This window comes from Georgenia satyanarayanai (genome assembly GCF_009193135.1).
In the GTDB taxonomy this organism is placed as follows: domain Bacteria; phylum Actinomycetota; class Actinomycetes; order Actinomycetales; family Actinomycetaceae; genus Oceanitalea; species Oceanitalea satyanarayanai.
The window spans coordinates 92,615-107,530 of record NZ_VUKC01000011.1 but is presented as its reverse complement, the minus strand read 5'-3'; the positions used below and the strand labels follow the sequence as shown (position 1 = coordinate 107,530).

General features: G+C 72.9%; 13 protein-coding genes. 8 read left to right on the top strand and 5 right to left on the bottom strand.

Annotated features, from left to right (window positions below; all coding sequences use genetic code 11):
- The coding region (locus GD632_RS12420) for a discoidin domain-containing protein (RefSeq protein ID WP_226924845.1) at positions 1 to 2,464 on the bottom strand (2,464 nt) is incomplete at its 3' end.
- 231 nt (positions 2,465 to 2,695) lie between these two features.
- Here GD632_RS12420 and GD632_RS12415 point away from each other — a divergent pair.
- Positions 2,696 to 2,920, top strand: coding sequence for a hypothetical protein (locus tag GD632_RS12415; RefSeq protein ID WP_193311469.1), 225 nt, complete (start codon positions 2,696 to 2,698; stop codon positions 2,918 to 2,920).
- A 19-nt stretch (positions 2,921 to 2,939) separates the two neighbouring features.
- Here GD632_RS12415 and GD632_RS12410 read toward each other — a convergent pair whose 3' ends face one another.
- The 3 genes from GD632_RS12410 to GD632_RS12400 are packed head-to-tail and all read right to left on the bottom strand — an operon-like array spanning position 2,940 to position 5,814.
- Positions 2,940 to 4,013 carry a Gfo/Idh/MocA family protein gene (locus GD632_RS12410; RefSeq protein WP_152192517.1) on the bottom strand — a complete coding sequence of 358 codons (1,074 nt, stop codon included), beginning with the start codon at positions 4,011 to 4,013 and terminating at the stop codon, positions 2,940 to 2,942.
- Positions 4,013 to 5,044 carry a Gfo/Idh/MocA family protein gene (locus GD632_RS12405; protein WP_152192516.1) on the bottom strand — a complete coding sequence of 344 codons (1,032 nt, stop codon included), beginning with the start codon at positions 5,042 to 5,044 and terminating at the stop codon, positions 4,013 to 4,015. The genes GD632_RS12410 and GD632_RS12405 overlap by 1 nt, the downstream gene beginning before the upstream one ends.
- Positions 5,041 to 5,814 (bottom strand): FadR/GntR family transcriptional regulator, encoded by a 774-nt coding sequence (locus tag GD632_RS12400; protein ID WP_152192515.1) that lies wholly within the window; start codon positions 5,812 to 5,814, stop codon positions 5,041 to 5,043. Before GD632_RS12400 ends, GD632_RS12405 begins: the two co-directional genes overlap by 4 nt.
- An 82-nt stretch (positions 5,815 to 5,896) precedes the next feature.
- On the opposite strand from GD632_RS12400, the gene GD632_RS12395 reads away from it, so the two are divergent.
- The 7 genes from GD632_RS12395 (at position 5,897) to GD632_RS12365 (ending at position 14,065) form a co-directional block, all read left to right on the top strand.
- Positions 5,897 to 7,507 carry an ABC transporter substrate-binding protein gene (locus GD632_RS12395; protein ID WP_152192514.1) on the top strand — a complete coding sequence of 537 codons (1,611 nt, stop codon included), beginning with the start codon at positions 5,897 to 5,899 and terminating at the stop codon, positions 7,505 to 7,507.
- A 67-nt stretch (positions 7,508 to 7,574) separates the two neighbouring features.
- Positions 7,575 to 8,531: an ABC transporter permease gene (locus GD632_RS12390; protein ID WP_152192513.1), complete on the top strand. Its 957-nt coding sequence runs from the start codon at positions 7,575 to 7,577 to the stop codon at positions 8,529 to 8,531.
- Between the two features lie 2 nt (positions 8,532 to 8,533).
- Positions 8,534 to 10,507 carry a dipeptide/oligopeptide/nickel ABC transporter permease/ATP-binding protein gene (locus GD632_RS12385; protein WP_152192512.1) on the top strand — a complete coding sequence of 658 codons (1,974 nt, stop codon included), beginning with the start codon at positions 8,534 to 8,536 and terminating at the stop codon, positions 10,505 to 10,507.
- Positions 10,504 to 11,313 (top strand): ATP-binding cassette domain-containing protein, encoded by an 810-nt coding sequence (locus GD632_RS12380; protein ID WP_152192511.1) that lies wholly within the window; start codon positions 10,504 to 10,506, stop codon positions 11,311 to 11,313. The genes GD632_RS12385 and GD632_RS12380 overlap by 4 nt, the downstream gene beginning before the upstream one ends.
- Positions 11,314 to 11,390: 77 nt before the next feature.
- Complete coding sequence (locus GD632_RS12375) at positions 11,391 to 12,317, top strand: dihydrodipicolinate synthase family protein (RefSeq protein ID WP_152192510.1); 927 nt, start codon at positions 11,391 to 11,393, stop codon at positions 12,315 to 12,317.
- Between the two features lie 71 nt (positions 12,318 to 12,388).
- Positions 12,389 to 13,369: an ROK family protein gene (locus GD632_RS12370; protein WP_152192509.1), complete on the top strand. Its 981-nt coding sequence runs from the start codon at positions 12,389 to 12,391 to the stop codon at positions 13,367 to 13,369.
- Between the two features lie 15 nt (positions 13,370 to 13,384).
- A complete protein-coding gene (locus GD632_RS12365) occupies positions 13,385 to 14,065 on the top strand; it encodes an N-acetylmannosamine-6-phosphate 2-epimerase (protein WP_152192508.1) in 681 nt (226 codons plus the stop codon).
- Between the two features lie 22 nt (positions 14,066 to 14,087).
- Here GD632_RS12365 and GD632_RS12360 read toward each other — a convergent pair whose 3' ends face one another.
- Positions 14,088 to 14,882: a DUF1206 domain-containing protein gene (locus GD632_RS12360; protein ID WP_152192507.1), complete on the bottom strand. Its 795-nt coding sequence runs from the start codon at positions 14,880 to 14,882 to the stop codon at positions 14,088 to 14,090.
- Between the last annotated feature and the right edge of the window lie 34 nt (positions 14,883 to 14,916).

Below are 14,916 nucleotides of genomic sequence, written 5' to 3'. Positions count from 1 at the left end.
CGCGCCCGTCGCCGTCCCAGTCACCGATGAGGACCTCGTCGGTGTGCCGGCCGTACTGGAAGACGTGCTCGGGCGTGCCGTCCCAGCCGTCGTTGAGGAAGAACCCGTACCGCTGCGGCCCGGGCTGGGGCTCGCCCGGCTCCTCCACGGCCGCGGCCTGGACGTTGAGCTCGGCGGCCGAGGCGAAGTGGTTGCTCCAGTCGCTGTAGGACGTGAGGAAGTCCAGCCGCAGGTAGCGACCCACGGTGGGCTCGAGCCCGATGGTCTGCGGTGCGGTCGACTGGGGCAGCATGCCCTCGGCGACCGGCTCGCCCCAGGTCTGACCGTCGGCCGAGACCCGCACGGCGTAGTCGCGCAGCATCCCGTTGGTGCCGCCCGACTGCCGGGGCAGGTAGCGCAGGGTCTGCACCGTGTAGTCGCCGCCGAGGTCGAGGGTGATGTGGTGCGGGCCCATGACGTCGTCCCACTCGGTGTGCCAGATCGTCGCCGGGTCGCCGTCGATCGCGTTGGCGGCGGGTGTCTGCGCCTCCTCGGTCTCCTCGCTCGAGACGTCGGCGACCGAGAGCTGGTCCTGCGGGAGGAGGTTCTCGGGCGCGCGGACCGGGACCTCGGGAGCCGTGCGCTCGATCGTCCCGATCTCCGGGCCGGCGTAGCTGCCGCGGTGCGCCGTCCACGTCGTCTGCGGGGTGAAGGAGCCGGCGTCCAGGTCCTCCGGGGTGAGGACGCGGTAGGCGGTCGTGCACGTGTAGCTCGCGCCCGGCTGGAGGTTCTGGAACCGGCAGTTCGGGGCCTCCGGCGGGTTGAAGCCCGCGAGGTTGGAGGACCGGGGGACGACCGAGACGACCTCGTCGGTGATGTTGGTGACCCGGTAGGAGAAGGACAGGCGCTCCCCGGGCAGGTACTCACCGCTCCCGCTCGCGTTCGTCACGCTCGGGACGACGGTGATGACCTCGCCCTCGGCGGCGTCGACCGTGACGGTGAGGGAGCCGGAGGACGTCCCCTGGTCCGTCGTCAGCGTGACCTCGACCGGGTAGCTGCCCGCGAACGCGTCCGCGGGGACGTCGACCGGGACCGTGACGGTCGCGGTGCCGCCGGCGGCCACGTCGGGCACGTCGGCGCCGGCCTCACCCCAGCCGTCGGGCAGGCCGAGGGACAGCGTCCCGCCGGTGAGCGCGTCGGAGGTCTGGTTGGTGACGGTCACGGCGACGTCCGCCGTCGTGCCCGCGCCCGCCGTGACGTCGTCGGCGGCGACGGCGGCGCACACACCACCGAGCCAGGCGAGGTTGAGCTTGGCGTAGCGGATGCCGCCGTTCCCGGCGTCGGGCTCGTAGAGGAGGCCGATGCTGCCGTCGGGCTGGGTGGCGAGCGTCGAGTACGCCATCCCGCCGGGCTGGAAGGTTCGGGCGACGGGCCAGGTCCGGCCGTCGTCGCACGACATCCGGATGGTGCCGTTGCTCCGGGTGCTCGAGCTGGCGGAGTTGGAGAAGAGGAGGACCTTGGCCTCGGCGGAGCCCTGCTCGGCGTTCGGGAACGCCCGCACGATCGAGGCGTTGTTCGCCGGGTCCGGCAGCTGCCGCTCGATGGTGACCTCGCCGTAGGAGTGCCCACCGTCCTGCGAGATCGCGACCTTGCGGTAGCCGGAGCGCTGGGAGTCGCGGGAGTTGAGCATGACCCGGCCGTCGGACAGCTCGACGGTCTTGTTCTCGTCCATCCCGGTGCCCACGGGCTCACCGACCTGCCAGGTCTCGCCGTGGTCGTCGGAGTAGACGCTCACGGCCTGGTAGGTGTCGAGCGCGGTGTTGATGATCGTGTACTGCTGGATGAGGCGGCCGGCGTGCGGGCCGTACCTGAGCTGGATGCCCTGGCCGGACGCGGCGAAGCGGCTGCGCCAGGTCTCCACGTCCGCCGTGATGTCGGCGGTGATCGTCCGGTGCGTCCACGTCTCGCCGTCGTCCTCGGACCGGGCGACGTTGGCGTGGATGACGTTGCGGTCGGCCGGGTCCACGCCGGGCTGGCTGTTGCCGAAGCCGCGGTCCAGCGAGTACACGTGGAAGTTGAAGATCGTGCCGGTCTCCCGGTCCACGATGTAGCTCGGGTCGGAGTAGCCGTGGATCGGCGCCTCCTCCTCGCCCTGGGCGACGACGGTCTGCTCGCCCCACGTCTCCCCGTTGTCGGTGCTGCGCCGCTGGAGGATGGAGTTGGGGCCGGGGGAGTCCGCGGCCGTGGGTCGCCCGTCGTAGGAGGCGAGGACGTCGCCGTTGTTGGCGACGGCGAGCGCGGCGATGCGGTAGTTGGCGAAGCCCTCACCGTTCGTCGCGAGCTGCTGCTCCTCGTAGAAGGGCTCCCCTCCCCAGGCGGCGTCGTAGTCGCGTGCATCCTCGGTCGCAGCGTGGACCGGGGCGGTGCCCAGCAGTCCGGTGGTCAGCGCAGCGGCCAGGCCGGCCGCCACGCGTCGTCTCGTCATCAGTGACATGTGGACCTTTCCGGGCGACATCGCCCGAGAGAGGCGCCCGGTGCGTCGTGCGGGTTGGACTCACCGTTGCGCCGTGACCAGTACGAGGTGTGGGTAGACACCTGACATCAGACGTTATACGACCAACATGTGTTGTCAACCCGTGGGGGCGGTGCCGTCAACCTTGACGGCACAGACGTGTCAACGTAGGTTGACGCCATGGCCGGCACCGAGGAGGTCCCGATGAGCGCACTCGCCCAGTCCGTCGACGACGACGGTGACGTCGTCGCCGCTCTCCACGCCCTCTCCGTGCTGCGCAGGCAGGCCGACCGCCGGGAGGCCCTGCTCGTCAGGCGCGCCCGCGCCCGCGGGCTGACCTGGGCCGAGATCGCCGTCCTGCTCGGCGTGTCCAAGCAGGCGGTGCACAAGAGGTACGGCGGCTCCCGGCGCGAGGCACGCCCGCACTGAGCGTGCTCGCGCCGGTCGCTCAGCCGGCCAGGTGCGGACCCTCGCTGAGCGGCGGTGCCGGCAGGAGGGCGACGACGTCGCCGCTGTTCGCCGAGCGGTAGGCGGCGTCGATGACGGCGATCGAGTCCCGGGCCTCGTGCACCGTGTAGTCCGGCGACGTGCCGGCGAGCAGCGAGTCGACGACGTGACGGAGGTAGCGCTCCAGGGCCACCTGCCCGGCGTCGGCGGCGAGGGCGTCCGCGCCGTCGGGCCCGAACACGCCGATGGCCGGCTTGTCGTCGTCGGCGACCGCGTGGCCGTGCGACCCGAGCAGGCGCAGGGAGCTCGTCGTCGGGGTCGTGCCCGGGGCGAAGGGGACGCGTCCCAACGTCACCGTGGCGGTGACCCCGCGGTCGAGCAGCAGGCTGACGACGGCACTGTCCTCGACGTCGTGGGCGGCGTGCAGCTCGGAGAACAGGCTGCCGGTGAAGGCGTGCACCTCGCGGACCGGCAGGCCCGTGAGGTACCCGATGGCGTCGACGCAGTAGCCGAGGAAGTTGAGCACCTCCCCGCCGCCGGACAGGGCCGGGTCGACGACGAGCTCCGGACGCTCCACAGAGGTCGCGAAGTGGGCACCGGAGGCGAAGAACTCCATGTCGACGTGCCGCGGCAGGCCCACGTGGCCGGCGTCCACCCAGGCGCGCGTGCGGCGCAGGGCGGGGGCGTGGGTGCGGTTGACGACGGCGCACAGCCGTCCGGTCCGCTCGGCCGCGGCGACGAGGGCGTCGGCGTCGTCGAGGGTCGTCGCCACCGGCTTGTCGACGAGGACGTCGACGCCGGCGAGCAGCGCGGCGAGCGCGAGCCGGGCGTGCCGGGTCGGCGCCCCGCACACGACGACGAGGTCGACGCGCGCGGGGTCGAGGATCTCCTCGACGTCCTCGGTGTAGCGCACGCCGGCGCGCTCGGCTGTGGCACGGGAGTCGCCGCGCACCCACTCGGGTGCGGAGGGTTCCTCGGCCACGGCGACGAGCTCGACGCGCTCGTCCTGCTTGAGGATGCGCAGGTAGTCCGCGGCGTGCCGCACCGCGGAGAGGACACCGATCCGCAGCACCATCACAGGACCTCCTCGGCGTTGACGTGCGCCCCGACCTCGGGGTCGCCCTCGATCTCGGTGACGTGGACCCGCCGCCCGGTGACGAGCGAGCGCTGGGCGGCGAGCGCGCCCGCCAGCGCCGCGCGGACCTCCTCGGGCCGCACGAGGCACTCGGCCTCACCGGTGACGACGTCGGCCCAGTGCTCGAGCTGGTCGCGCAGCGCACCGTCGAGGGACAGCGGCGCCGGGCGGGCGGCGTCGGACGTGAGGCCGGGCTCGTTCTCGGTCGTGTGGCTCAGCGTGCCCCCGGAGCCGACGAGCACGACGCGGCGCAGCATGTCCCCGCGCTGGCGCAGGGCGTAGCACAGCTCGAGGGTGGCGAGCCCGCCGTCGGCCGTCCGGAGCTGCACCTGGAAGGAGTCCGGGGACTCCATGTCGGGGGAGAAGGTCCGCATCCCGCGGGCGAAGACCTCGGTGGGGGCCGACCCCAGCAGCCAGGTGGCGGCGTCGAGGATGTGCGTGCCGTTGTGCACCGGGTGGCCACCGGACAGGGCGGGGTCCAGCTGCCAGCTGCGCCAGCCGCCGGGCCAGGCGTGGCCGGTGTACCAGCTGATGTGGAGGAGCCGGGGGTCCCCGACGCGTCCGTCGCGGACGGCCTGGGCCAGGCGGCGCACGGCGGGCTGGAAGCGCACCGTCTGCCCCACCATGAGGCTCGTGCCCGCGGTCGCGGCGACCATCGCGTCGAGCTGGCCGAGGGACAGGGCGGCCGGCTTGTCGACGTGCACGTGCTTGCCCGCGCGTCCCGCGGTGATCGTCCAGGGTGCGTGGCCGGGCGTCGCGTTGACGACGTCGACGGCGTGGACCGCCGGGTCGGTGACGGCGGCCTCGATGTCCGTCGTGGCGCGTGCCCCCGCCAGGCTGGCGAGCTCCTCGGCGCGGTCGAGGTCGGTGCCGGCGACCCACGCGACGCGCAGCCGTGGCACCTGCCGCAGCGCGAGAAGGTGCTCGCGGGCGAAGGCGCCCGTCCCGACGACGGTGACGAGTGCCGTCATTCCTGGTCCTCCAGTCCGGCGGTGGCGGAGGTGCGCTGGGGGCGCACTCCCTCCAGTGTCCGCACGATCGGCTCGTAGTGCCGCCCGACGGAGGCGATGAAGGCGTCGGCGTCGCCCTCCTCGGCGGCGCGCAGCATGTCCCCGTGGGCCATGGCCGTCTGGACCATGTCGGTGGACGGGGCCACACCGAGGCTCGGCATGACGGCGGTGTGGACGTCCCAGAAGGCACCGACGAGCTGACCGACGAGCTCGTTGTCGATGCGCGCGAGCAGGGAGGTGTGGAACGCGCGGTCCTGGGCGGGGAACACCCCTCCGCGCTCGGCGAGGGCGACCATCTCGTCGACGAGGTCGTGGAGGTCCTTGTTGTAGGTGCCGCGCATGGTGGTCGCGACCTGCTGTGCCATCGCCGTGTCGAGGGCCTGGCGCACCTCGACGATGTCCCGCAGGGCGCGCAGGTCGTCGCCGGGGATGAGCACGCCGCGGAAGACGAGCGACTCGACGAGCGCGTCCAGGCTCATGTCGCCGACGAAGGTCCCGTGGCCGTGCCGCACGGAGACGATGTTGAGCGTCGTCAGGGTGCGGACGGCCTCCCGCACGTTGGAGCGGGAGACGCCGAGGAGGTCGCACAGCTCGGACTCGGTGGGCAGGCTGTCGCCCGGTTTGAGCCCGTTCGCGAGGATGTACTCCTTGATCTGGTCGGCCGTCGTGGGCCGTCGTCCAGCGGATGCGTGGCCGCCGCCGGTCGCCTGTGACCGTGCCGTGATCGCCATGCCTTGACCTTTCGCTGATGGGGAGACTAGGGTCAGCCTACTACGTCAGACATCAGACGTCATCTGTCTCATAGGAGAGCTCATGCGGACATTGTCCTTCACCCGCCCCCGCCGGGCCGCCGGCCTCACGGCCGCCGTCCTCGTCGGAGCGCTCGCGCTCAGCGCCTGCGGTGGCGGTGACGCCGAGGAGCCGGCGGGCGACGCCACCGGCTCGTCCACCCCGGCGGGCGAGATCGACCCCGACGCCGTCATCGAGGCGGGCATCTCGTACCCGCTCAGCGGCGGCTTCGACCCGATGACCACGTCCGGTGCGGTCACCGTGGCGGCCAACTGGCACACCCTCGAGGGACTCACCGAGCTCGACCCGGTAACCCGTGAGGTCTACGCCGCCCTCGGCGCCGAGCTCCCCGAGCAGATCGACGACACGACGTGGCAGGTGACGCTGCGCGAGGGCGCGGTGTTCCACAACGGCGACCCCGTCACCGCCGACGACGTCGTCTACAGCTTCGAGCGCGTGATGGACCCGGCGAACACCTCGCTGTACGTCTCCTTCATCGACTTCGTCGAGTCGGTCGAGGCCGTGGACGAGACCACGGTGCAGATCAACCTCGAGCACCCCTTCAGCCTCACCCCCGAGCGCCTCTCGGTCGTCAAGATCGTCCCGCAGGCCGTCGTCGAGGCCGACTACGAGGCGTTCAACGCCCTGCCCACCGGCACCGGCCCCTACGTCCTCACCTCCGCCACCCCGGACGACTCGATCACCTTCGAGCGCTTCGACGACTACACCGGCCCGCGCCCGGCCCAGGCCGCCGGCATGAACTGGAACCTCCTCGCCGACGCCGCAGCCCGCGTCACCGCGATGAGCTCGGGCACCGTCCACGCCATCGAGGACGTCCCCTACATCGACGTGCCGGCCCTCGAGGGGCAGGTCGACATCGAGTCGGTCCAGTCCTTCGGCCTGCTCTTCATGATGTTCAACACCGACCTCGAGCCCTTCGACGACGTCCGCGTGCGCCAGGCCTTCCACCACGCCCTCGACGTCGAGTCGATCATCGAGACCGGCATGCTCGGCAACGCCACCGCCGCGACGAGCTTCCTGCCCGAGGACCACCCGAACTACACCGAGGCCTCGACCGTCTACTCCTACGACCCGGAGCGCGCCCAGGAGCTGCTCGCCGAGGCGGGCGTCGACTCCCTCGACATCACGCTGCTCACGACCGACACCGGCTGGGTGGCCGACGTCGCCCCGCTCATCAAGGAGGACCTCGACGCCGTCGGGATCAACACCACCCTCGACATCGGCCAGTCCGGTGGTCAGTACACCAAGGTGGACAACGGCGAGCTCGAGGTGATGGTCGCCCCCGGGGACCCCTCGGTCTTCGGCAACGACCCCGACCTCCTCATGCGCTGGTGGTTCGGTGACAACGTGTGGCCCAAGGACCGCTACCGCTGGGACGACACGCCCGAGTACGCCGAGCTCACCTCGATCCTCGACGAGGCCGTGCGCACCGAGGGTGAGGAGCAGCAGGAGCTGTGGAACCAGGCCTTCGACCTCATCGCGGAGCAGGCCGTGCTCTACCCGCTGTTCCACCGCCAACTGCCCACCGCGTGGAGCGGCGACGAGCTCGTCGGCTTCGCCCCCGTGCCGCTGACCGGGCTCTCCTTCCTCGACGTCGGCGTCGTCGCCGAGTGATCAGCCGGTGCGGCGGCCGGCACCCCGGCCGCCGCACCGCCCCACCCCTACCTAAGGAGCCCAGAGCGTGACCGCACTGCTGCGCCTGACGGGTCGGCGCCTCCTCCAGCTGCCCGTCATGATCCTGGGGATCACCCTCCTCGTCTTCGTCGTGATGTCCTTCTCCCCGGTGGACCCCGCCATCAACGCCCTCGGCGAGGGCGCCTCCGTCGAGGCGCGCGAGGCGTACCGGGAGGCGAACGGACTCAACGAGCCGCTCTGGACCCGCTACCTGCTGTTCCTCGGGGGGCTGCTCCAGGGGGACTTCGGCACCTACAGCGCCCGTCAGGTCCCCGTCGTCGACGAGATCGTCCGCGCCTTCCCGATCACCCTCCAGCTGACCTTCCTCGGCCTGTCGATCGGCATCGTCGCCGCCTTCGTCCTCGGTGTCGTCGCCGCGCTCTACCGCGACCGCTGGCCCGACCAGGCGATCCGGCTCATCTCGATCGTCTCGCTGGCCACCCCCTCGTTCTGGCTGGCCGTCCTCCTCATCCAGGGCTTCACCCTCGGCCTCGGGTGGCTGCCCGGCTCCGGGCCGCTGCCCGCCTTCACCGAGGACCCCGGCGGCTACCTCGCCCGGATGGCGCTGCCGGCGTTCGCCGTCGGCCTGCCGCTGTCCGGCTCGCTCACCCGCGTGGTGCGGACCGCGGTCGTCGAGGAGCTCGACAAGGACTACGTGCGCACGGCGATCGGCGGCGGCGTCAGCCGCGTCGAGGTCGTCGGCCGCAACGTCCTGCGCAACGCCCTCATCACGCCCATCACCGTCCTCGGCCTGCGCATCGGCTACGCCATGGGCGGTGCCGTCGTCATCGAGGTCATCTTCGCGCTGCCCGGCATGGGCACGCTCATCCTCTCCGGTGTCACGGCCAACGAGCCCAACATCGTCCAGGGCGTGACCCTGACCGTGGCGCTCGCCTTCGTCATCATCAACATCGTGGTCGACATGCTCTACCTGCTCGTCAACCCGCGGATCAGGACGGTGTGACCGTGCGACGCAAGCTCACCGAACGTCTCTCCACGCCCGGGCTGCGGCTCGGCTCGCTGCCCCTGGGCGCCAAGATCTCCCTCGGCGTCGTCCTCCTCGTCGCGCTCGCGGCCGTGTTCGCGCCGCTCGTGGCCACCCACGGCCCGCTCGCCAGCGGCGCCCCGGTGCAGCCGCCCAGCGGCGAGAACTGGTTCGGCACCGACCGCCAGGGGCGCGACATCTTCTCCCGCGTCGTCTACGGCGCCCGCTACTCCCTCGTCATCGGCCTCGGTGCCACGCTCGTCGCCCTCGCCGCCGCGGCGATCTTCGGCTCGATCGCCGCGACCGCCGGCAAGAGGGTCTCCGAGGTCATCATGCGGGTCATGGACATCGTCATGTCCTTCCCCGGCATCGCCCTCGCCGCCGTCTTCGTCAGCGTCCTCGGCCGCTCGCTGCCGGTGCTCGTCCTGACGATCGCCTTCCTCTACACCCCGCAGCTCACCCGCGTGGTCCGCGCCAACGTGCTGGCCGCCTACGGGGAGGACTACGTCGCCGCGACGAAGGTCATGGGCGCCTCGACGCCGTGGATCGTCGTCAAGCACGTCGCCCGGAACACCATCGCGCCGGTCATGGTCTTCGCGACCGTCCTCGTCGCCGACGCGATCATCTTCGAGGCCTCGCTGTCCTTCATCCAGGCCGGCGTGCCCGACCCGGACCCCTCGTGGGGCAACATCATCGCCGCCGGCCGCGACCTCGTCATGAGCGGCTACTGGTGGGCGACCTTCTTCCCCGGCCTGGCGATCATGATCACCGTCCTGTGCCTCAACATCTTCTCCGAGGGACTCACCGACGCGATGGTCGCGCCCAAGCCGGCCGGCAAGGGCCTCACCGCCCGCGACGAGGTCGCCGCCCCGGCCCGCGCCGCCGCCGCGATCCACGCCCCCGCGCCCGGCACCTCGCTGGAGGAGCAGCTCGCCCAGCTCCGCGACGTCGAGCTCGCCCGCGGTGACCGCCTCGTCTACGACCGCGACGAGCCGCCGCTGCTCGAGGTCCGCAACCTGTGCATCCGCTTCCCCGAGCGCCACGGCGACGTCAACATCGTCGACAACGTCTCCTTCACGGTCCGCCCGGGCGAGACGATGGCCCTGGTCGGGGAGTCCGGCTGCGGGAAGTCGATCACCGGCCTGACGATCATGGGTCTCGTCGACCGCGCCGCCGAGGTGAGCGGCGAGATCCTCTACAAGGGCCGCGACCTGCTCACGATGTCGGCCAAGGAGCGGGGCGCGCTGCGCGGCCACCACGTCGCGATGGTCTACCAGGACGCCCTCAGCTCGCTCAACCCCTCGATGCTCATCCGCACCCAGATGAGGCAGCTGACCAGGCGCGGCGGGACCCGCACGGCGGAGGAGCTCCTCGAGCTCGTCGGCCTGGACCCCGAGCGGACCCTGGGCAGCTACCCGCACGAGCTCTCCGGCGGCCAGCGCCAGCGCGTGCTCATCGCCATGGCGCTGACCCGCGACCCGAGCCTCATCATCGCCGACGAGCCGACCACCGCCCTGGACGTCACCGTCCAGGCCCAGGTCATCGACCTGCTCAACGAGCTGCGCGAGAAGCTCGGTTTCGCGATGGTCTTCATCAGCCACGACCTCGCGCTCGTCGCCGAGCTCGCCCACCGCATCACCGTCATGTACGCCGGCCAGGTCGTCGAGCAGGCCCCCACCCGGGACCTGCTCACCGAGCCCGTCCACGAGTACACCCGCGGTCTGCTCGGGTCGGTGCTGTCCATCGAGTCCGGTGCCGACCGCCTCCACCAGGTGCCCGGCACGGTGCCCTCCCCGCGGGACTTCCCCGCGGGAGACCGGTTCGCACCGCGCTCCTCGCGGCCGGACGTCGGCCTGGAGGAGACGCCCGTGCTCCGCCGCATCGAGGGCACCGAGCACTACTACGCCGCGCACGTCGACGACGCGCCGGTCCTCCCGACAGGAGCCCTGCGATGAGCCAGACCACCGGTGCCACGCCGGTCATCGAGCTGCGCGACGTCCGCGTCGTGTACTCCGCCCGCACCGGCACCCTCTTCACGCCGGTCAAGGTCAACGCCGTCGACGGCGTGAGCCTGAGCGTCATGCCCGGCCGCACCCTCGGCATCGTGGGTGAGTCGGGCAGCGGGAAGACGACGACGGCGCGCATCCTCCTCGGCCTCGAGCAGCCCACCTCCGGGGAGGTGTGGTTCAAGGGCCACCTCACCGGCAGGCGCAAAGCCCGCCAGCGCAAGGAGATCGGCCGGGTCGTGTCCGCGGTCTTCCAGGACCCCGCGACGGCGCTCAACCCCCGGATGGTCATCCGCGACGCGCTGCGCGACCCGCTCGACGTCCACGGCATCGGCAGCGGCACGGAGCGTGTGGCGAAGGTCCGCGAGCTCATCCAGCTCGTCGGGCTGCCGACGTCGGCGCTCGACATGCTGCCCACCCAGCTGTCCGGCGGGCAGCGGCAGCGCGTCGCGATCGCCCGCGCCCTCGTCCTGGACCCGGACGTCATCGTCGCGGACGAACCGACGTCGGCGCTCGACGTCTCCGTCCGCGCCCAGATCCTCAACCTGCTCGCCGACATCAAGTCCGAGCTGGGCCTGGCGATGGTCTTCATCTCCCACGACATCCAGACGGTGCGGTACGTCTCGGACGACATCGCCGTCATGAACCGTGGCGGGCTCGTCGAGCTCGGCCCCGCGGAGGAGGTCTTCACCCACCCGGAGGACGCGTACACGCGGACGCTGCTGGGCGCCGCACCGTCCCTCCTTGCGGGGTGAGCGGCACCTCCCAGCCACACCCGACGACAGCACCGAACCACCCGCGGCCGCGCGCCGCCCCCGAATGGAGCCTCTTCGTGACCACCACCAGCTTCCGCGGCATCATCCCCCCTGTCATCACCCCGCTGACGACCGGCGGTGACGTCGACACCGCGACCCTCACCTCGGTCGTCGAGCACCTCGTCACCGAGGGGGTCGACGGCGTCTTCGCCCTCGGCTCCACCGGTGAGGTGGCCTACCTCGACGACGCCCAGCGCGACGTCGTCGTCCGCACCGTCGTCGCCGCCGTCGCGGGCCGCGTCCCCGTGCTCGTCGGCGCGATCGACACGACGAGCGGGCGCGTCGCCCAGGCCGCCCGCCGGGCCGCCGCGGCCGGCGCCGACGCGATCGTCGCCACCGCGCCGCTCTACGCCATCAACGACATGGCCGAGGTCGAGGGCCACTTCCGCGCCGTCGCCGCGGCCACCGAGCTGCCGCTGTTCGCCTACGACATCCCGGTGCGCGTGCGCACCAAGCTGCCCGCCGCGCTCCTCGTGCGTCTTGGCACCGACGGCGTCCTCGCCGGCGTCAAGGACTCCTCGGGCGACGACGTCGGCTTCCGCCGCCTCGTGGCTGCCAACGCGGCCGCGGGCCGCCCGCTCGCCGTCCTCACCGGCCACGAGGTCGTCGTCGACGGCATGCTCCTGCTCGGCGCCGACGGTGTGGTCCCCGGCCTCGGGAACGTCGACCCGGGCGGCTACGCCCGCCTGTGGCAGGCCGCCCAGGCCGGCGACTGGGCCCGCGCCCGCGAGGAGCAGGACCGCATCGCCGCCCTCTTCGAGATCGTCTTCCAGGCGCAGGGCCGCTCGGGCGACGCCGCAGGCGTCGGCGCCTTCAAGGCGGCCATGCACCACCTCGGTCTCATCCCGAGTGCGCGGATGGCCTTCCCGGTCGAGCCGCTGGACGAGGCGACGGTCGCCCGCATCGCCGCGATCGTCGACGCCACCATGCCGGCCCGCGTCTGATGATCCCGGACCCCCGGGTACCCTGTCCGCCGACAGCCGAGCTGTCCACGCCACGATTGTGAGGAGCGCACGTGAGTGACGTCGTCGTCGGGGTCGACCTCGGGGGGACGAAGACGGCCGCCGCCCTGGTGAGCGCGGGCGGCGCCGTCGGCCCCGTCCGGTCCGTCGCCACCCCCGCCACCGCCGGACCGGGGGCGGTGCTCGACGCCGTCGCGGCCCTCGTCCGGGAGGTCGTCGCCCACGGCGGCACCCTCACGGCACCCGACGGCACGACGACGGAGCTCACCGGGCCCGCCGCGGTGACCGGCCTCGGGGTCGGGACCGCCGGCGTCGTCGACACGACCACCGGCACCATCGTCTCGGCCACCGACGCCATCCGCGGGTGGGCCGGCACCGACGTGCGCGGCGGGCTGCGGGCCCGCCTCGACGACGTCGTGGGCGGCGCACCCGTCACCGTGGAGAACGACGTCGACGCCCACGCGGGCGGGGAGGTCTGGCTCGGCGCGGCGGCCGGGGCGGACAGCGTCCTCATGGTCGCCGTCGGCACCGGGGTGGGGGCGAGCGTGGTCCTCGACGGCCGGCCGCTGCGTGGCGCCCACCACGTGGCGGGGGAGATGGGCCACCAGCCCAGCCCCGACGCCGCCGGGCTGCGCTGCGGCTGCGGGCGTCCCGGCCACCTCGAGGCGCTGGGCTCCGGGCCCGCGCTCCACCGCCACTACCTTCGCCTCGGCGGCGACACGGCCGTCGCGGACACCCGTGAGGTGTGCGCCCGGGCCGCCGCGGGGGACGACGTCGCCGGGCGCGCCGTGCGCGAGTCCGCCCGCGCCGTGGGCCGCTCGATCGCCGGTGTCGTCACGGTGCTCGACCCGGCCGCCGTCGTCGTCGGCGGCGGGATGAGCCAGGCCGGGCCGCTGTGGTGGCAGCCCATGGACGCCGCCCTGCGCGAGGAGCTCATCGAGCCGCTCGCCGACATCCCCGTCCGCCCCTCCGCGCTGGGACCGGTGGCCGCCGTCCTCGGCGCCGCCCGCACCGCCCTCACCGCGCGCCGCTGACCCCAAGGAGTCCCCGTGTCCCCGATCCTCGAGCGCCTCCGCGGGCGGCTCATCGTCTCCTGCCAGGCCTACCCGGGAGAGCCCCTGCGCGTGCCGGAGATCATGGAGCGCATGGCCCAGGCGGTCGTCGCCGGGGGAGCGGCCGGCCTGCGTGCCCAGGGCCTGGAGGACATCCGGCTCATCGCCGCGTCCACCGACGTCCCCCTCACCGGGCTGTGGAAGGACGGGGAGGACGACGTCTTCATCACCCCCACCCTCGAGCACGCCCTCGCGGTGGCCGAGGCCGGCGCGGACATCGTCGCCCTCGACGGAACCCGCCGCGCCCGCCCCGACGGCCGGACCCTCGCCCAGACGGTCGACGGGCTGCGCGAGCGGCACCCCGGCGTCCTCGTCATGGCCGACTGCGGCAGCCTGGACGACGCGCTCGCCGCGGAGGACGCCGGTGCCGACGTCGTCGGCACCACGCTCGCCGGCTACTCCGGCGAGCGGGAGAAGACCGCCGGGCCCGACGTCGAGCTCATCGACCAGATGGTCGCCCGCTGCACCCGGCCGGTCGTCGTCGAGGGCCGGGTCCACACCCCCGCCCAGGCGAGGGACGCGATCGACCGCGGTGCCTTCGCCGTCGTCGTCGGCACGGCGATCACCCACCCGACGACGATCACCAGCTGGTTCCACGAGGCGGTGACGGCGGGGTAGCAGGCGCCCCTGCCCGCCGAGGTCAGACCCGCGCGTAGCGCGCGCGGCCGAAGGAGTACACGCCGTACGCCGCGATGCCCAGACCGACGGCGGTGAGCAGCGCCGTGCCCAGGGGCAGCTCGAGGAGGCTGCGCAGGGCGCCGTCGAGGCCCTTCGCCTCCTCGGGGTCGTTCTGCACGGCCGCGACGACGAAGAGGGCGCCGACGATGCCGAGGGCCACACCCTTGGCGACGTACCCGACCCTCCCCGCGACGGTGACCCCGCGCCCCGGGTTCTCCCGCAGGTCGGCAAGGAACTTCCGCCGCCAGCCCTTGACCACGTGGTAGCCGCCCACGACGACGACGCCCACGCCGACGAGCCCGACGGCCACCTGCCCGAGGGGGTGCTCCATGACCCGCGCGGTGAGACTCGCGGTCTGCTCGTCCCCGCCCCCGCCCCCGCCCGAGCCCTGGCCGGTGGCGGCCTGCGCGGCCAGCCCGGTGAGGACGAGGTACGTCACCGCCTTGCCGACGGACTTGAGCCGGTCCTTCGTCTCGCCCGTGGCCACCGCGGTGGCCACCTGCCACAGCGTGAGGAGCGCGAAACCGACGACGATCACCCACAGGAGGACCGCGCCCACCGGGGTCGAGCCGAGCTGCTCGAGGGCGCCGGACTGGTCGGCGGCCTCGCCCGAGGAGCCGGTTCCCCACGCGAGGCTCACCGCGAGCCAGCCGAGGACCAGGTGGAGGACCCCGCTGGCCGCATAGCCCAGCCGGGCGCCGGTGGTGAGGACGGGGTGGTCGTCGAGGTCTGCCGCGGTGCCGCGCACGGTGTTCATGCGCCACACCCTGCAGGAACCGGCCCCGCGGCGC